The 17972-nt window shown below is 45.6% G+C and carries 18 protein-coding genes; all 18 read right to left on the reverse strand.

Annotated elements, in window-relative coordinates:
* Positions 1 to 43 precede the first annotated feature (43 nt).
* On the reverse strand, positions 44 to 373 hold the full coding sequence (trxA, locus tag DSOL_RS09085; RefSeq protein ID WP_075364548.1) for a thioredoxin: 330 nt from the start codon (positions 371 to 373) through the stop codon (positions 44 to 46).
* A 32-nt stretch (positions 374 to 405) separates the two neighbouring features.
* Positions 406 to 687: a metal-sensitive transcriptional regulator gene (locus DSOL_RS09090; protein WP_075364549.1), complete on the reverse strand. Its 282-nt coding sequence runs from the start codon at positions 685 to 687 to the stop codon at positions 406 to 408.
* A 94-nt stretch (positions 688 to 781) separates the two neighbouring features.
* Positions 782 to 2563: an aspartate--tRNA ligase gene (gene aspS / locus DSOL_RS09095; protein WP_075364550.1), complete on the reverse strand. Its 1782-nt coding sequence runs from the start codon at positions 2561 to 2563 to the stop codon at positions 782 to 784.
* Between the two features lies 1 nt (position 2564).
* Complete coding sequence (gene hisS / locus DSOL_RS09100) at positions 2565 to 3836, reverse strand: histidine--tRNA ligase (protein ID WP_075364551.1); 1272 nt, start codon at positions 3834 to 3836, stop codon at positions 2565 to 2567.
* 422 nt (positions 3837 to 4258) lie between these two features.
* On the reverse strand, positions 4259 to 4879 hold the full coding sequence (locus tag DSOL_RS09105; protein ID WP_075364552.1) for an MBL fold metallo-hydrolase: 621 nt from the start codon (positions 4877 to 4879) through the stop codon (positions 4259 to 4261).
* A gap of 14 nt (positions 4880 to 4893) precedes the next feature.
* The gene (dtd, locus tag DSOL_RS09110; protein WP_075364553.1) at positions 4894 to 5343 is read right to left on the reverse strand and encodes a D-aminoacyl-tRNA deacylase; all 450 of its coding nucleotides are present in this window, start codon (positions 5341 to 5343) and stop codon (positions 4894 to 4896) included.
* 1 nt (position 5344) lies between these two features.
* Complete coding sequence (locus DSOL_RS09115; RefSeq protein WP_075364554.1) at positions 5345 to 7561, reverse strand: RelA/SpoT family protein; 2217 nt, start codon at positions 7559 to 7561, stop codon at positions 5345 to 5347.
* Positions 7562 to 7628: 67 nt separating this feature from the next.
* On the reverse strand, positions 7629 to 8141 hold the full coding sequence (locus DSOL_RS09120) for an adenine phosphoribosyltransferase (RefSeq protein WP_075364555.1): 513 nt from the start codon (positions 8139 to 8141) through the stop codon (positions 7629 to 7631).
* 43 nt (positions 8142 to 8184) lie between these two features.
* Positions 8185 to 10542 carry a single-stranded-DNA-specific exonuclease RecJ gene (recJ, locus tag DSOL_RS09125; RefSeq protein ID WP_075364556.1) on the reverse strand — a complete coding sequence of 786 codons (2358 nt, stop codon included), beginning with the start codon at positions 10540 to 10542 and terminating at the stop codon, positions 8185 to 8187.
* A gap of 106 nt (positions 10543 to 10648) precedes the next feature.
* Complete coding sequence (locus tag DSOL_RS09130; RefSeq protein ID WP_075364557.1) at positions 10649 to 11629, reverse strand: cation diffusion facilitator family transporter; 981 nt, start codon at positions 11627 to 11629, stop codon at positions 10649 to 10651.
* Between the two features lie 192 nt (positions 11630 to 11821).
* Positions 11822 to 12268 carry a hypothetical protein gene (locus DSOL_RS09135; protein WP_075364558.1) on the reverse strand — a complete coding sequence of 149 codons (447 nt, stop codon included), beginning with the start codon at positions 12266 to 12268 and terminating at the stop codon, positions 11822 to 11824.
* 763 nt (positions 12269 to 13031) lie between these two features.
* Complete coding sequence (locus DSOL_RS27910; RefSeq protein WP_170871474.1) at positions 13032 to 13196, reverse strand: hypothetical protein; 165 nt, start codon at positions 13194 to 13196, stop codon at positions 13032 to 13034.
* A 171-nt stretch (positions 13197 to 13367) separates the two neighbouring features.
* On the reverse strand, positions 13368 to 13520 hold the full coding sequence (locus DSOL_RS27915; RefSeq protein WP_170871475.1) for a hypothetical protein: 153 nt from the start codon (positions 13518 to 13520) through the stop codon (positions 13368 to 13370).
* Between the two features lie 47 nt (positions 13521 to 13567).
* Positions 13568 to 13699 (reverse strand): hypothetical protein, encoded by a 132-nt coding sequence (locus DSOL_RS29510; RefSeq protein ID WP_282433537.1) that lies wholly within the window; start codon positions 13697 to 13699, stop codon positions 13568 to 13570.
* Between the two features lie 149 nt (positions 13700 to 13848).
* Positions 13849 to 14655 carry a polysaccharide deacetylase family protein gene (locus DSOL_RS09140; RefSeq protein WP_235838753.1) on the reverse strand — a complete coding sequence of 269 codons (807 nt, stop codon included), beginning with the start codon at positions 14653 to 14655 and terminating at the stop codon, positions 13849 to 13851.
* Between the two features lie 296 nt (positions 14656 to 14951).
* A complete protein-coding gene (gene secF / locus DSOL_RS09145) occupies positions 14952 to 15908 on the reverse strand; it encodes a protein translocase subunit SecF (protein WP_075364560.1) in 957 nt (318 codons plus the stop codon).
* Positions 15908 to 17140 (reverse strand): protein translocase subunit SecD, encoded by a 1233-nt coding sequence (gene secD, locus DSOL_RS09150; RefSeq protein ID WP_075364561.1) that lies wholly within the window; start codon positions 17138 to 17140, stop codon positions 15908 to 15910. The genes secF and secD overlap by 1 nt, the downstream gene beginning before the upstream one ends.
* 96 nt (positions 17141 to 17236) lie before the next feature.
* Positions 17237 to 17899 (reverse strand): HD domain-containing protein, encoded by a 663-nt coding sequence (locus tag DSOL_RS09155; protein WP_075364562.1) that lies wholly within the window; start codon positions 17897 to 17899, stop codon positions 17237 to 17239.
* Positions 17900 to 17972: the final 73 nt, after the last annotated feature.

The following is a 17972-nucleotide window of genomic DNA, read 5'->3' on the forward strand; positions in this document are numbered from 1 at the left end:
CGATGCCCACGTTTCTTTGGGCATCGCTTTCTTATTTGATCAATTAGAGTTGCGCGTTAAGCATTTTGACAAGATCCGGTTTTCCACGGAAGCCAACGATTTTATCCACCATCTTGCCCCCTTTGAAAATACCGAGTGTCGGAATACTCATGACCCCATATTGGCTAGCTACTGGACCATTCTCATCCACATTGACCTTCCCGATCGCGATTCGACCGACATACTCGTCAGCTAGTTCCTCTACAATAGGGGCAACCATGCGGCATGGACTACACCAAGGAGCCCAAAAATCCACTAAAACTGCTTGCTCAGACTTCAGAACATCGGACTCAAAGTTCTCAGTAGTAAAGGTTTTTACATTTGCACCTGCCATTATAAATTCCTCCTTAATTAATTAAACTTGATTTACTTAATGAATTTGGTAAGCACCCCAATAAGCTCTTCGATCGCAGCTTCGTGATCATTGCTTTCAACCGCGTTTCGCATACATCCTCGAGAATGATGTTCAAAGACAATGGTACCAACTTTGTTAATCGCAGCACGGACGGCAGCCACTTGAATCAACACGTCTACACAATACTTATCACTGTCAACCATGCGTTGAATACCTTTGACTTGACCTTCGATTTTTTTCAGTCTGCGGATAAGGTCCTCTTTGGATTCCGAATAAGGGGTCGAATTCATCATTTCATATATTCCTCCGATACCCTAAGGGGGTAGCTATAATGTTATTATAGCCAATGCCTTCTTCTCTGTCAAATGGTTCTTAAAATAAAATGACTCAAATATTAGGCATCTCAAGATCCGCCTTAATATGCAATTCCTTTAATTGTTTATCCGCCACGGTCGAGGGAGCTTGAGCCATTAAATCTGAGGCACTTTGCGTTTTCGGAAACGCAATCACGTCTCGAATATTATCCTTTCCAGCTAAAAGCATAATCATTCGGTCAAGCCCAAAAGCAACTCCCCCATGAGGCGGGGTCCCGTATTCAAAAGCTTCGAGGAGAAATCCGAACTTTGCTACCGCCTCTTCCTCGGACATCCCTAGCAAGCTGAACAGTCGTTCTTGAACCCCACGACGATGGATCCGAATACTCCCCCCTCCAAGCTCGGTGCCATTAAGTACCATATCATACGCTTTAGCCCGAACTTGAAGTGGTTCCGTCTCTAGAAGGTGCAGATCTTCATCCATCGGTGCCGTGAAAGGATGGTGAATAGCGATGTGGCGTTGTTGTTCCTCATCATATTCCAAGAGTGGGAATTCCGTAACCCATAAGAAATTTAGTGCATCTTCCGGAATCAGTCCTAATCGTTTACCCAATTCCAACCGGAGATGCCCCAGCGCATCACAGACGATCGGGTATGCGTCAGCGACGAAGAACAAGATATCCCCTGTCTCAGCAGCCATGCGCTCAATTAAAACCTTCATTTCCTCTTCTGTAAAGAACTTAGCAATTGGTGATTTGATCCCTTCCTCAGCCAGCACAATCCAGGCTAAGCCCTTGGCTCGATAAGTGCTGACGAACTTTCCTAAGTCATCAATCTCGCGACGCGGCAGGCTAGAACACCCCTTGGCGCAGATGCATTTCACGCTCCCGCCACTCGCTATCGCATTAGCAAACACTTTGAATCCCGCTTTGCCCACAATGTCACCTACATCGACAAGTTCCATCCCGAAGCGTGTATCGGGTTTATCGGATCCGTAACGTTCCATGGCTTCCTTATAGGTTAGACGAGGAAAGGGCACGGCTATAGTTTTCCCAATCGTTTCCCCAAAAATCCTCACCATTAACTGCTCCATCATAGGAAGGATATCTTCTACCTCGACGAAGGACATCTCAACATCAAGCTGGGTAAATTCCGGTTGACGATCTGCTCTCAGATCCTCATCCCGGAAACAACGAGCGATTTGAAAATACTTCTCCATACCCCCCACCATAAGGAGTTGCTTATAGATTTGGGGGGACTGAGGTAAGGCATAAAATTCTCCTGGACGAACCCGACTCGGCACAAGATAGTCCCGAGCCCCTTCCGGGGTGGATTTCGTAAGTATCGGGGTTTCAATTTCCAAGAAGCCCTGACTATCAAAGAAATTGCGCATAATTTGCATGACTTGATGTCGAATTTTAAACACAGCCTGCATTTCAGGGCGGCGCAAATCCAGATAACGATATTTTAACCGCACCGTTTCATCGACATCCACTTGATCAACAAGATAGTAAGGAGGAGTTTTTGCTCCGTTCAATATATCAAACGAATTGGCAACGACCTCAATTTCTCCCGTTGTTAAGTTGGGATTAATCATCCCCTCCGGCCGTGCGATTACAAGACCTTGAATGGAGACTACGAATTCGGAACGAAGACTTTCCGCCTGAGCAAACCCATCCCCCATCTTCTCTGGGTCAAAGACGACTTGAACCATACCGGAGCGATCCCGCAGATCGACAAAAATCAAGCCTCCGTGGTCACGACGGCGCTGAACCCATCCTACCAGACGGACAACTTGTCCAACTTTTCCTAGCCCTAACGCTCCATTTTGAACCCGTTCTGAAAATATTGTCATGCTAAACACCTCTCTGATACTTCTTGTTTAATTCCTCGACCGCCTTAACCAACGGAACCTCGCTTTGTTCCCCTAGCGTTAAATCCCGAATGAGGAGCATGTTTCTCTCTAACTCTTCTTCCCCGAGAATCAGCGCATAGCGGGCACTCTGGCGATTTGCTGCTTTGAGTTGGGCTTTCAAATTTCGGCCCTGCAAATCCATGTTTACTGGCATACCCTGTGCTCTTAAGGCACCTAGGAGTGAAAAACCTTCGTTCTGCGCCTTCTCACCCAGGGCGATTAGCATAGCGAACAGCCCAGTTTTTTCTTCTGGAAGTTTGTGTTGAACTTGAAGTGCTGTTAAGACGCGCTCGATTCCCATGGCGAATCCGATACCTGGGGTTGGCGGTCCACCAATTTCTTCAACCAACCCATCATAGCGCCCCCCTCCACAGATGGCGCTTTGGGCTCCAATTTCCTCCACCATCACTTCAAAAGCTGTCTTTGTGTAATAATCGAGGCCTCGCACCAAGCGCGGATTGACTCGATATACCACTCCTGCTACGTCCAATAAGGCAAGAACCCTTTCAAAATGCGTGCTGCAGTCCTGGCAAAGGGTATCATGAGTTGTCGGGGCTCCCGAAGTAACCGCTTGACAGGACAGATTCTTGCAGTCCAGGATACGCAAGGGGTTACGTTCAAAACGCTCCTGGCAATCCTTACAAAGTTCGTTACGTCGCGAGGCTAGAAATTCCTGAAGTTGTTCACGGTGTTTAGCCCGGCAAACCGGACAGCCCACTGAATTAACATGGACTTCAAGCTGGGTTAGTCCAAGACGTTGATATAAATTCCAAACTAAACTAATCACTTCTGCATCAACCAGCGGTTGATCTGCCCCTAACACTTCAACTCCAAATTGATGAAACTGACGAAAGCGTCCGCTTTGCGGGCGTTCATATCGAAACATAGGGCCCATATAGTAAAGCTTAACGGGTTGAGGTTGGCCGTGAAGCTTGTTCTCTACATAAGCACGGCAAACGGAAGCCGTCCCTTCTGGACGAAGGGTCATTGAACGATCCCCTTTGTCTAAGAAGGTATACATTTCTTTCTGGACGATATCGGTCGTTTGTCCAACCCCTCGTTGAAAAAGTTCTGTTGCTTCAAACATCGGGGTGCGAATCTCTTCGTATCCATATTCGCGGCAAACAGAGCGAATTGTATCTTCGAGATATTGCCATTGTTCGACCGCACCTGGCAACAAATCCTGAGTCCCTTTAGGACGCTGAATTGCCATAATTTGATTCCTCCTTAATCTAGTATCGTTTACTCATCAGAAACTTGCTAGCCTTGCCTTATGACTTCGGAAAAATTTACATCCTGACTGATAAAAAAAGTTCTCGTTCCTTGCTTTGCGCAAGGGACGAGAACTTCTCGTGGTGCCACCCTAATTGACGGAATCTTTCCGCCCACTTTTCAGTCGTTAACGAGACCACCCGTTACAAGCATACTCCTTTTTAGAGCGTCCTACCGAGTGTCTTACAGGCTAGTTCCAGTCTTGCTAGCCCTCCCTGGAGAAAGAGTAACGCGGAATTTTTCTAAAAGCATCGTGAGTAGTTTGCATATGATTTAATGTTTAGCTGTTATATTATCAAAGATAATCAACAGTTGTCAACTATTTTAAGTTTTGACGTTCTTCCATAGTTTCACAGTAGACTTTCATAGTAAAAAAGGATTATCCCGCTTTTCTTCTCCGATGCTGGTCTCTTCACCATGCCCAGGGAAAACCCGAGTCTCTTCCGGAAGGATTAGCAATTTTTTCTTAACTCCATCAAGGAGTTGTTCCATCGATCCCCCTGGAAAGTCAGTTCTGCCAATCGATCCGGCAAAAAGAGTATCTCCGCTAAACAGACCCTCAGAACACAAAAAGCAAACTCCCCCCGGAGAGTGTCCTGGCGTCGAAATCACTTTTAAGACTTCTTTGCCAATAGCGAGTTCTTGTCCGTCTTGAAGCAGAAAGTCCGCCTTTTTAAGAACAAGACCAGGTCCGAAATAACTAGAAAGATTCTGTTTTCCATCCGTGAGCATTCCAGCATCACCCGCATGAATTCCTACTGAAACCTCCCCTAATAGCTCTCTGAGCTCATCCACAGCACCGATGTGGTCCACATGCCCGTGGGTCAACAGAATGTAATCAACCTTGAGACCCTTCTCCAGAACCCAGCGGTATATCCTTTTTCCATCCGCTCCTGGGTCAATGATTACTGCCTTCTTGCTTTCCATACAAGCATACAGGTAACAATTTGCTCCCATGGACCCCATAGCTCGTCCCTCAATCACGAACATTCCCTCCCTTAAAATTTCTTCTCACTATCCAACAGTATCGTCACCGGCCCATGATTAATGAGTGCCACTTCCATCTCTGTTTGAAAGACCCCTGTTTCCACCTTGAGTCCGCGCCTACGGGTCTCCTCTACGATTTGTTCAAACAGGAGCTTAGCCTTTTCCGGCGGTGCGGCCGCGGAAAAACTGGGCCGTTTTCCCTTACGACAATCCCCATAGAGAGTAAACTGAGAAACCATAAGAATTTCTCCGCCCACATCCTGAACGGAACGGTTCATTTTTCCCTCTTCATCTTCAAAGATCCGCAGACCCACGAGTTTATCAACCATCCAAGTTAAATCACCCTGTCCGTCCTCAGGTCCAACAGCCAGCAAGATCAAGAGACCCATCGCTATTTTCCCCACGGTTTTTCCATCCACGGTCACTGATGCGCGTTTAACGCGTTGAATCACACTGCGCATGTTACTTTCCTCCTGAATGAATCCGCTTGACCTCCGAAATATCTTTGATCTTTCGGATTTTATGCATCACCATTTTAAGCTGTTCAAGATTCCGTATCTCAATACGCAGCTGAATGTGAGCAATATTATCTTTCCCAACTCGGGCATTGATACCTAGAATATGAGTGTGCGTATCTAAGACTATATTCATAACCTCCGTCACCAAACGTGGCTTGTCCATGCCATAAATTTGAATATCGACCGGATAGGTAGAATCCATCTGTTCAGCCCAGACGACCTCCACGACCCGCTCACGTTCTTCCAGAGAGTGACTGAGGATATTACTGCAATCTTGACGGTGAATAGAAACCCCTCGGCCCCGGGTAATATAACCGATTATGGCATCTCCCGGTAAGGGATTACAACAGCGTGAGAAACGCACCAGCACGTTATCAACCCCCTTGACCCGTACCCCATGGGAGGCCTTACCGTAACTTTGGGTCGGAGTTTTCCCCTCCGCTTGTTGAAGTGCCGCGAGTTGCAGCTTTTCCCGTTCTTCCTTGGATAATTCCTCACGCAAGCGCATTAAGACCTTATTGGGAGTCAGTACACCGTCCCCAATAGCGGCATATAAATCATCGATTCCCACAAAATTTTGGCTCTTTCCTATCGCTAAGAGACTTTCTGATTTCAGAGCAATTGCTGGGTCAAGCCCAAGTTTGCGAACCTCCCGTTCCAAACTTTCCCGTCCACGAACGATGTTATCCTCTCGCTGCTCTTTCTTGAACCACTGACGAATCCTGTTCTTTGCTTGCGAGGTCTTAACAAAAGCCAACCAATCACGGCTTGGTCCTCCTCCTTGCTTTGAGGTAAGAATTTCAAGGATATCGCCGTTGGCTAGTTTTGTCTCGAGGGGGACAATCCGTCCGTTAATTTTCGCGCCAATGCAGCGATGCCCTACATCCGTGTGAACACGATAAGCAAAATCAATCGGACAGGAGTCTGCCGGAAGTTCGACAACATCCCCTTTAGGGGTAAACACAAAGACCGTATCGGCAAATAAATCAATCTTTAAGGATTCCATGAATTCTCCGGCATCCCGAGAATCGTGTTGCCACTCCAGCAATTGACGCAACCAAGAAAGTTTCTGTTCAAAGTTGATGCCCGCCGCTTTGTTGACACCCTCTTTATTGCCGCCTTCTTTGCTATTGCCTTCTTTGTATTTCCAATGGGCAGCAATGCCGTATTCTGAGGTACGGTGCATTTCACAGGTCCGAATCTGAATCTCAAAAGGTTCTCCGTGGACCCCAATAAGCGTAGTATGGAGTGACTGGTACATGTTGGGTTTAGGCATGGCGATATAGTCTTTAAAACGACCTGGTATCGGCTTCCATAAGGTGTGGATAATTCCCAAGGCCCCATAACAATCATTGACAGATTCTACAATCACTCGAATCGCCATCAGGTCGTAAATCTCACTCAGTTCTTTGTGCTGCGTGGTCATCTTACGATAAATGCTGTAAAAGTGCTTAGGTCGACCGGCTATGTCGGCATAAATTTCCACCTCATTCAATTTGTCACGCATTTGTACGATGACTTCATTGATATAGGCTTCTCGTTCTCGCCGTTTAAGGGCAATTCCTTCCACTAAATCATAGTATTCCTGCGGCTTTAGGTAGCGAAACGAAAGATCTTCTAACTCCCATTTAATGCGAAAAATTCCCAGACGGTTAGCCAGAGGTGCAAATATCTCCAGGGTCTCCTGGGCAATTTCCTTTTGTTTTTGGACTGAATGATATTTTAAGGTGCGCATATTATGTAGGCGATCGGCCAGCTTAATGAGAATAACGCGAATGTCCTTGGCCATGGCCAAGAACATTTTGCGCAAATTCTCCACTTGTTGCTCCACTTTACTCTTGTACTCAATCCGTCCAAGCTTGGTCACTCCATCGACAAGCAAAGCGATTTCCGGACCGAACTCCTTCTCAATATCCGCAAGGGTATACTGCGTGTCTTCCACGACATCATGGAGTAGGGCAGCCGCAATCGTTGCCTCATCCATTTCTAGTTCAGCCAAAATCTGCGCGACTTCTAAGGGATGCAAAATATAGTCTTCCCCAGAGTTGCGAAGTTGATTTCGATGTGCCACTTCAGCAAACCGATAGGCCTTGTCCACAATAGCGAGACGTGCCTGTGGAGACGTCTTTTGCAGTTTTACCATTAACTCCGCGAAGGACATTGGAAGCTCCTCTCATCTGCGATATAACGCTCGATCGATCACTTATGTTGAACTAGCCTGCAGAGTTCTAATACTCAACCAGCGAAAATACCGGGAACTCGGCTAGTTTTTCCCGACCGTTTAGGAACGTCAACTCAATTAGAAAGCCCATCCCCAGCATATCTGCCCCAATCTTTTTCATCAAATTTGCAGTCGCCAGCATCGTTCCACCCGTTGCCAACAAATCATCAACCACAACCACCCGTTCACCAGGGTTTATCGCATCCGCATGGACTTCTAGTGTGTCAAAACCATATTCTAAAGCGTATGTTTCACTGATAGTTTTGGCAGGCAACTTGCCCGGTTTTCGAACCGGAACAAAACCGATTCCTAAGGCATAAGCAACTGGGGCACCCAGTAAAAAACCACGTGCTTCCGGTCCGACAATCACCTCAGGCTGCCAGGGGCTAATTTTTTCTACCATAGCATCAATCGCAGCTCGGTACATTTCGCCGTTCTTGAGCAGGGTCGTGATATCCTTGTACGAAATCCCTTCCTTGGGAAAATCAGCAATTACACGAATGTGCTCCCTGAAATCCATGATGTTTCCACCCTTCTTATATTCCTGCCAATTTACACCACTTTTATTCAACAGCAAAAGCTAAGAGTTCATGCTGGAACTTCAATGCCCGTTCAAACCGCTCTTTCCCACTCCGAAAGCGTAAAGAGGATTCGAGATTTAACTTTCTCTGCGTCGGAACCCATTCCAACACAATCTCATCAGTCCCTCCGAGACAACGAATGAGCCCCAATTCTTCGAAAATCTTAAGGGCAATTCGTTCCTTATGAGAAATTTCGGGGTCACCACCAAAGCGAAACGGATTACCCTCTTTTGATTTTGAAGACAGCACCCGAAAAATCCGGACAAGTTCTTCGCGCACTAAGGATTTACACCGCTGACGAACCCTTTCCTCAAGAGGACTTTGAAATCCTGCCAAGGCAATGCGATAGATGCCCAATTGACGGAGTTTGTCCAACCCTTCTCTAAAATCCTCTTCCGTAAGCGGGAGGCCTAGAATTAAACCCAAGCCTCCCTTCTCTTCCCCAACCGAGTTCCATCGTGTAAGGCTTGGCTCGTACCCTGTCGTGTCCCAAACCCAAATTTGATCTTCAACACCGTGTAGAGGCCATTCCGCTCGCTTTAATTTACGCCAGTCCAGCCACTCAATCTGCGGCTCTTCCAGAGTAACTGCAATTTCCGAATAAGAGTCCTCACCTTCTAAAGAGATCGAGCTCTCCCGCCAATCCGCTTCAGCGTGGACATCTTTGATCATTAATTGAACGTCCTCATGCCCTCGAAATGTATTCCAATCTAAGCTGAACGCAACATCCAATTTTGTTGCGCTGTTCAACTCATTTAAACGTTCTCCGAGACGAAAAGCAATTCCTTCCTGCTCTCCCTGCGCTCCAAAACGAAATTTTATATGACTCCTATCTTTGCCAACCGCACTGACTGAATGGACTGGAATCCCTTGGCAAGCCAAAATCGGCCCAGGGTTGCCAAAACCAAACGGAGCCATTTGTTCAAGTTCGCGTAGCAACCCTCCTGAAACTGCCTCCAAGGGAATTTGCCGGTCTATTTTTAAACATTCCTGAAATAGAGTTTCTTTAAAAACGGACGCTTCCTGATTTAGCCCTTCTCTGAGTTGCTGGATATGTTCTGTGGGAAGGGAAAATCCTGCAGCCTGCCTATGTCCCCCAAACTTTGTTAACAGATGAGCTTGAGTGCTCAATTGCTCCAGGACAGGATAACCTGCAATCCCACGGGCCGAGCCCTTCGCCACCTCCCCTTCTTCAGCAATTAAAAAAACTGGCCGATAATATCGTTCCACTAAACGAGAGGCCACAATCCCAATGACCCCATGGTGCCAATGGTTAGCTGAGAGCACAATAACCCTCGGAATAGGTTCACGCTCAAGTAGAGAAATCGCTTCAGCCAGAATCTCTTTCTCAGTTTCCTGGCGCACCTGGTTTTCCCGTGTTAATAAACGGGCCAGTTCTCTTGCTCGCTCAGGATCCATTGTCAGGAGAAGTTCTAAGCCTGCTCGGGCACTATCCATTCTTCCGGCTGCATTAATTCGCGGGGCGACCATAAAACCAATTTGACCTGCTTTCAAAGGCTTATTCTTCAGCCCGCACTCTTCGAGAAGCGCTTCTAATCCAGTATGCAGGGTCTTTTCCATCTGGAGAAGACCATAATGGACCAAAATGCGATTTTCTCCAACCAGAGGGACTAAATCTGCAATTGTCCCTAAGGCCACCAAATCCAATAATTCAAGTTCTGTGTGTATGCCCACGTCACCGGTTCCCAACGATTGTAATAAGGCTTGAGCTAATTTAAAGGCCACGCCAACTCCCGCCAAATCACAAAACGGATACCCTGAATTCTCAACCTTAGGATTTAGGATCGCGAAAGCCTCTGGTAAAACCTCAGGCGGTTCATGGTGATCTGTAACAATAACATCGATCCCCAGTGTTCGGGCGAGATCCACCTCGGAGACTGCCGTAACCCCGCAGTCAACTGTAATAAGGACACACACTCCTGCCTTAGCGGCGCGTTCAATGGCACCAGCATGTAAACCATACCCTTCGTCTTGGCGGTTAGGAATATAGGCTACCGCTTGGAAGCCCAGGTCCCTAAGGACTTTATATAACAACGTGGTACTTGTCACGCCGTCAACATCGTAATCTCCATAGACGAGTACCTTTTCTTTTCGCTCGAGAGCCAAAGACAATCGCTCGATGGCTTTCGACATGTCGTGTAAACAAAACGGAGAGAACAAATTCAAGAGTGTTGGGCGCAAAAACTCGATAGCCTCTTCAGGCTGGCGAAAACCCCTTTGAGCCAAAATTTCCGCGACGACCGGAGAAATCCCCAGAAAATCGTGGAGTGTTTCTGATGTTGTTCCGAATGATTGCTGCATTGACCATATTCGTTTCAAGTTATACTCCCCCAGACTTTCATTATAAGGCAGAGTGAAAACTGCAGCAACCATAACTTATAACATCGACTTCGGTTGTTAATCATCGGATATGAGAATGCATACTTCAGTTGCCGTCATCAGGCTTCTGGCTTCTGGATCTGTCCTCTGTCTTTGCCTGGCAGTGCTGACAGGAGGAAGCTAGACCTTCCTCGGCTGGACATTCCTTATCTCTGCTGCTGCAAGGTTCTGCGTGAATCAGGATGTGAGTTCCCTGCAACTTCTCGTTAATTTCCTGCTCGATCGTGTCACACAATTCATGAACGTCAACGACGGGAGTAAACTTAGCAACAACCAGATGTAAATCAACATGTCTTTCTGCTCCAGCCTTCCGAGTCCGTAGTTTATGGAATTCTACAAATTCTTCCGCATGGAGTTGGAGGACTTGGGCAATAATTTCACGTTCTTCTTCGGGTAAGCTGACATCAACCAAAGGGGAGAAAGCTTCCTTTGTCAAATCAAAAGAGGCCTTGATGATCATTAACGATACGCCGAGCGCAATGATCGGATCTAAGATAGCCCAACCTGTGATCTTAATTAAGAGAAGACCGCTAAAAACACCCGCTGACGTATACACGTCTGTCCGTAAATGCAACGCATCTGCTTCAAGTGCCACAGAATCCGTTCGTTTCGCGACTCTCATGAGTCTGGTCGATACCATCAAGTTCATGAATGCAGAAACTCCCATGATGACCATGCCTAATCCCAGATCCCCGACATACCCTTCGGCGCCGTCAATGATCCTATGGACCTTTTGAATCGCTTCTACAACAATCATAAGGGCGGCGACAAATATTAAAGCAGCCTCAACTGTGCCGGAAACATTTTCAATTTTTCCATGACCATAAGCGTGGCGTGAATCTGCTGGTTTACCCGACTCTCGCACAGCAAAAAGTGCAATGAAAGACGCCACCAGGTCGATACCGGAATGAATCCCCTCTGACAAAATACTAACTGAACCACTGCCTAAACCGATCACAACTTTGGCTAGTGTCAAAAATGTATTTGAAATGACAGAGATTGCAGCCACCTGCGTCTTCGCATTCACGATTCAAATCTCCTCACCTTCCACAAACCTTTCTCCTAAATGTACACAAAAATAGGACTCCTTCGAAAAAAGGAAGTCCCGCGGATTCCTCCGCTGCCTCAATACAATGAAGCCCAGCTATTCTGCCTGACATGATAGTTTATGTATAAGATACCAAATACTGCACCCTAATGCAAGACTTTTTTATTTTAGTTAGAGTGTTAAGATATTTCCGCAAATGACCCCTACGAGTCCTATGATCAGACGTAAAATTGTAGGGGCAAAGCCCCATAAAACCTGGCTTTTTTCATTCTTAGGTACAATACCGGTTCCGACTACCAAAGCCCATAAGATTATGGCTACAATGGGCGTGATAAAGGCTCCGAAGAGAACTAGACTAATCAATCCACCGACCAAACCATTCACGACCTGACTCTTATTGGCGCTCCTTCCGACGATAAGCTGTAGGACTATTCCAATCGTTCCTCCACTAAGGAGGAAAATCTCCCAATACCAAAATTGTGCTGCATCATGAGAAAGAATATTAATCCCACTTAGAACGACGGTTGCCGCAACGGTTCCCCGAACCCCTCCAAAGAAAATCATTCCTGCGGAAAGAAGAAGCACTCCTTCTAGTAATATCAGTTGAAGAAATCCCAAGCAACCTCCCCCCCCCGTCAACGCTCTGCTGCTAGTATAGCCCAATAATATCCAATCTAATCTTGATAACGATTCCCCCGTTACATAGGGGAAGTTGTTTTGATTAATTTACCATATATGGAACACAGACCCTATGTTATTCATACTCTATATTAAGTAGCAGAAACGTCGGCTACAAACTAAGACGCTAAATATGAACGATAATTAAAGGAGGTTTTTTCTATGTGGTGGGGTCGTTGGGGTTTTGGTTTCCCTTGGTGGGGTTTTGGATTTGGTCCATGGTGGGGCTTTCGTCGCTGGTGGTGGTAGACCCATAACACTTAAAGTCTGAGTTATAGTCTCTTTTAAAATTCTTTCCTTACTCCTAATCTCAAATCTTAAGATATGGCTAGGGTTGCTGCATTCATTTATGCCAGCACCCTTATTTTTAATTTCCACATCAAAACAAATTTACGAGGATCCCTTAAAGGGACCCTCGTAAAGCAAAGTTTTCTAGAAGCGTCTTAGAAGATGACTCCCAAAGCAATCAGAATCAACACGGCAATAACAATAACTCCGACGCCGGCACATCCGCCAACCCCACCATACCCGTACATGAACTCACCCCCAAATGTCACTCTTGAACACTTTCTTAGAATACGATTCCCATTGCAATGAGCAACAGAATAATCACGACAACGATGGCTAATCCCGCACCAATGCCAAGTCCGGGCCCTGCTGGACCTGCTCCAAATGCCATGGTCTTGACCTCCTTCTTCGCAATTTAGAAAATGACTCCTAATGCTATTAAGATCAGAATTGCGATGGCGATAATCCCTACGCCTACACCACAGCCAACTCCAACAGGTGCAACAGGCGCAACAGGTCTACAGCACCCTGCGCCATACCCAGTAGCCCCTACTCCATATCCATATCCATATCCGTACATGGTATATCCTCCTTTATATTTGTCTTTATTAGACTCAAACTCCCATTTAGAAAACGATACCCATAGCGATCAACAGAAGAATGATCACGACAACGATTGCAATTCCCGCACCAACGCCTGCTCCAGCTCCACCAAACATAATATTACCTCCCTTAATTTCGGTTACTATTTCTAAAAGATAACTCCTAAAGCAATTAAGATCAGAATTGCGATGGCGATAATCCCAACGCCTACACCACAGCCAACTCCAACAGGCGCAACAGGCGCAACAGGTCTACAGCACCCTGCGCCATACCCAGTAGCCCCTACTCCATATCCGTACATACTATCTCCTCCTTATATTGTGATAACATTCATTGAACCAATCTCACTTAGAATACGATACCCATAGCAATTAATAATAAGATAATCACAACGACAACTGCAATTCCGGGTAAAAAGTTATGACCACATCCACATCCTGCACCGTCAACACCATCAACAGCTCCTACACCATATGCCATATTAAACAACCTCCAATTTCCATAATTTACTATTTTGCTGGGCTCACTGTTAAGATATGTCAGAGATAGGAGAATGTTAATATATACCAATAATTTTCAATAAAAAAACACCCTCTTTATTGTCCAGAGAGTGTTTAGGGTTGCGCGGGTTAATAATTTGGATTGTGTAGGCGCCTTGAAAATTCGTTCAGCCCCATATTGGCATAGCAATAAACACGATGCACGTGCCAAGAGTCCGTATTGTGATTTGCCCATCCCCGTTCAGTAGTAACTGCCATCAGGTATCCTGTATTTCTGACAGCCAGTACAACAGGAGTATTGTAATCTCCATAGGGATAGGCAAAGAACTCCACTGGCCGCTCCAATTCCCTTTCTAATAATTCCTTAGAACTTCTAAGTTCGCTTAATACGGTTGTGGCATCCTGCTTGGATAAATAGGGATGATTTACAGTATGCCCTTCAATATCCCAGCCATTTGCTGCCAGCTCTTTAAGCTGAGGCCATGACATAAAGTCCTCTCCATTTATGTAACTTGAGACCATGAAGATCGTGGCAGTAAAGCCGTATTTTTTCAAGATAGGAAAAGCGGTCGTATAATTATCCGCGTAGCCGTCGTCGAAAGTGATCACAAAGGGTTTAGGGGGGAGGGTCCCCCCACGATATTGGGCTTGGTAAAGCTGATCTAAGGAAACGCTTTGATACCCTTTGTCCTTTAGATAGGCCATTTGGGCTTCAAACTGATCAGGAGGCATTCTTATTTCATTTCCAACCTCCAGCATCACAGAATGGTAATACAAGATAGGTACCGCTTGGTGCTCTGCTGCACTTACCGGTTTTGACCTGTTATTTGCTGATTCTTCGGGGAGTATTTCATATGATGAATTTATTGTGGAAGGATTGGTTGACAATCCGAGTGATGACATCGTCATAGGCGAAGAATTCTGCGGTATTTTCATAGATGTCTTGTCTCCTGAGTAACTTCTAATTCCACAAGCGAGTATGAGCAAAAGGAAGATAAAAAATAGCGTTCCAAATCGATTGATCTTTTTGGGCATCCTTACCTGATCCCCTCCTTTACGTCCTCTGAAAACACTATTTCATACTCCGGTCAAGTTCATAATCTTATTTTACCATATTAATCATTACCCTCAACCCCCTGCCAGCCCCTTAGAACGATTTACACAAATTAACCAAAAGAGACCCCAAGAATAATTCTCGAGGTCCCCTAAACTCAGTAACGTTCTATTTGGACTTAGGCACGAACAGCTTTCCCGCCTTTACCACCTTTACCACCTGACTTCTTCATACGAGTCTTAATTTCTACGAGGATTTGACTAGCATTAAAAATTGAAGAATAAGCTCCACTGAATACTCCTATTAACATGGCCAAGGAAAACACCCTTGTTGATTCCCCACCCAAGATGAACACCGAAAACAGGGCGATAAGTACCGTTACGACAGTATTAATGGAGCGACGCATGGTTTGCCAAACAGATTTATCCACCATGTCTTCATAGCTTTCTCCACGCTTCATCTTGGATTCGTTTTCTCGAATCCGGTCAAAGATGACAACCGTATCATTGATGGAATAACCGAAAATTGTCAAGACTGCTGCCACAAATGTCGAATCGATTTCCCATCTAAACAACGAGAAAAGCCCGACAACCACCAATACATCGTGCAATAGGGCGATGATCCCTGAAATTGCAAAGACAAACTGGAAGCGAATTGTGATATAGACAATCATCAAACCCATGGCGATGACTAAAGCATAAAAGGCATTTCGGGTTAGCTCTTGCCCCATCGCTGGGCCTACTTTATCTTCTTTAAGCGTCGTTTTATCATACTCTCCAACCTTGGTTTGCAACGAAGTCAGTAATTCATTGCGTTTCGCTTCTTCCAGAGCCTGGGTTCGAATCAACGCAGTTGTATTTCCATTGGACAATTGTACCTGCCCTTCCAAACCCACTGACTTCATAGTATCTGTGATAGCCGTCTGCGTCACTGCCTTCTTGAAGGTCATGTCAAGCATCGTTCCGCCTTTGAAATCAATCCCTAAATTCAGCCCTTGCATGAAGAGGGAAATAACTCCCGGAATAATAATCAGTAGCGAGATTGCAAACCACCAATACCGTTTCTTGACAATATTGAAATATAGGGGGTGCAATTTTTGAACTTCTTCATAAGTTGCTGGATGTTTGGTCTCCATTATGCATCCCTCCTAACGCCAAACCATGATGTATGCAGTTTAGGACTGATTCCCACAATCATGCGTAAGACGAGTCTGGTAAAGGAAATTGCAGTAAACAAGCTCGCAATAATCCCAACGCCTAATGTAAGTGCAAACCCCTTGATGGAACCAGTTCCAAAGAAGTAAAGAGTCATTGCGGCAATAAACGTCGTTACGTGAGCATCGATAACCGTAATAAAAGCTCGGCTAAAGCCAGATTCTACCCCCGCCCGCAGCGATTTCCCAGCACGAATTTCTTCTTTAACCCGCTCGTAAATAATGATATTAAAGTCCACAGCCATACCAATTGAAAGGATAAAACCTGCGATACCTGGGAGTGTAAGCACCACTCGGAACATCCAAAACACCCAAAGGACAATTAGGCTATAAACAATCAGCGAAAAATCTGCCACAACCCCTGGCAAACGATAGAAAATTAGCATAAAGATAAAGATAAAGATTAGACCGTAAAGTCCAGCCTGAATACTTTTGTGTAAGGAGTCAATCCCCAAAGACGCTCCCACCTGACGCTTCTCAGCAATAGTCATGCTCACTGGTAAGGAACCAGAACGCATAAGAACGGCATGATTTGCTGCTTCTTCCAAGGTCGCATAGCCCGTGATCTCAGCTTGTCCATTGAGAATCGGCGTATTAACCGTTGGATTCGTCAAAAGTTTATCATCCAAATAAACCCCGATTCTTTGACCGATATATTTAGTTGTCAAATCAGCAAACTTTTTGGCCCCGTCGGATGAAAAGGTTAAATTTACAACATACCCTCCGTTTTGACCTTGCCCTCCTTTGGCATCGTTTAGTTCATCCCCTTGTAATACAACATTTCCCTTAGGATCCCTAAACGTCAACTTTGCTGTAGTTTTCAAGATATCCACGGCTTTGTCCGGGTCAGTAACACCGGCTAAATCGATAACCATTCGTTTCTTATCGTAGTCCGCCTGGACTATGGGTTCAGATACCCCAAGATCATTGACCCGCTTTGAGATAATCGCTTTTGCTTTGTCCATATCATCCTTAGTAATAGGTGTGCCGTTCTTATTCGGCTCAGCCTGTAATACTAAGTGCACTCCACCGCGTAAGTCAAGTCCCAACGGGATGCCCTTTACGGGATCCACAAGGGGTTTAATCGATAGCGCTATAGCCGCCGCCACAAGGAGCACAAGCGTTACCAGTTTAATGATGTTTCCCCGTCTCATCTGCTTTCCTCCCTTTTAATGTGATGGGACTTGCCCATACAAATTCCATTATAAAACTTTCAGGATTGTAATGTCAATGTACGGAAATCAATGGAATTAGAGCAACTTGACATCGTTAATCTTAAGTTCAAATTTGGTGAGCAAGAATTCAGCTGCTTTACGGCATAAAAGCATTCGGGCCAGAAAAATTTCAAAATACTCCATGACAGGACAAATCTCAGTATCAATCGTGAGTTCTAAGGCAATGCGTTCTTTAGGATAGACACGGAGGAAAGAACGTTCCACCGCATAATTAACCCGGTCATGAATATCAAACTTTGCTAGGTCAGGATTTCGAACGCGTGAACGATGAACGTCCGATTTATCGGCAAGGATTAAAGCGGCAGAAATAGTGTTGACCGGATTCCCATCCATCTCATCATGGTTTCCAATCGCCCCAATAACACTGGCAATTTCTTCTGGCGGCATACCGTGCCGTTCTAATATCCCTGCTGCCAGAATAGCCCCCGTCTGGGCATGAGAAACACGATTAACAGCGTTCCCAATGTCATGTAAGTAAGCTGCTATGGCAGCCAGTTCGCACTCCCTCTCGTGATGTTCCATCTTTTCTAGAATATTTGATGCGATATTGGAAACTAGTCCAACATGCCTGAGTCCATGCTCCGTAAATCCGATGGCTGCCAGATGACGGTTTCCAGCATCAATTAATCCTTGTACATAAGAATCTGCTTTAATATCGTGCAGAGTTACCTTTGTCAAAATACTCCCCTCCTGCAATTCGCAATCGATAGCAATTCATGCAAGTGAACCGGTGTTCACCCCCAGTTAACGT

This window comes from Desulfosporosinus metallidurans (genome assembly GCF_001936615.1).
GTDB classification, from domain to species: Bacteria; Bacillota; Desulfitobacteriia; order Desulfitobacteriales; family Desulfitobacteriaceae; genus Desulfosporosinus; species Desulfosporosinus metallidurans.

Bases quoted from the DNA above. Each gene is read 5' to 3' on its own strand.
- trxA (WP_075364548.1), bottom strand. From the start codon at position 373: ATGGCAGGTGCAAATGTAAAAACCTTTACTACTGAGAACTTTGAGTCC.
- DSOL_RS09090 (WP_075364549.1), bottom strand. From the start codon at position 687: ATGATGAATTCGACCCCTTATTCGGAATCCAAAGAGGACCTTATCCGC.
- aspS (WP_075364550.1), bottom strand. From the start codon at position 2,563: ATGACAATATTTTCAGAACGGGTTCAAAATGGAGCGTTAGGGCTAGGA.
- hisS (WP_075364551.1), bottom strand. From the start codon at position 3,836: ATGGCAATTCAGCGTCCTAAAGGGACTCAGGATTTGTTGCCAGGTGCG.
- dtd (WP_075364553.1), bottom strand. From the start codon at position 5,343: ATGCGCAGTGTGATTCAACGCGTTAAACGCGCATCAGTGACCGTGGAT.
- DSOL_RS09115 (WP_075364554.1), bottom strand. From the start codon at position 7,561: ATGTCCTTCGCGGAGTTAATGGTAAAACTGCAAAAGACGTCTCCACAG.
- DSOL_RS09120 (WP_075364555.1), bottom strand. From the start codon at position 8,141: ATGGATTTCAGGGAGCACATTCGTGTAATTGCTGATTTTCCCAAGGAA.
- DSOL_RS27910 (WP_170871474.1), bottom strand. From the start codon at position 13,196: ATGTACGGATATGGATATGGATATGGAGTAGGGGCTACTGGGTATGGC.
- DSOL_RS27915 (WP_170871475.1), bottom strand. From the start codon at position 13,520: ATGTACGGATATGGAGTAGGGGCTACTGGGTATGGCGCAGGGTGCTGT.
- DSOL_RS29510 (WP_282433537.1), bottom strand. From the start codon at position 13,699: ATGGCATATGGTGTAGGAGCTGTTGATGGTGTTGACGGTGCAGGATGT.
- DSOL_RS09140 (WP_235838753.1), bottom strand. From the start codon at position 14,655: ATGAAAATACCGCAGAATTCTTCGCCTATGACGATGTCATCACTCGGA.
- secF (WP_075364560.1), bottom strand. From the start codon at position 15,908: ATGGAGACCAAACATCCAGCAACTTATGAAGAAGTTCAAAAATTGCAC.
- secD (WP_075364561.1), bottom strand. From the start codon at position 17,140: ATGAGACGGGGAAACATCATTAAACTGGTAACGCTTGTGCTCCTTGTG.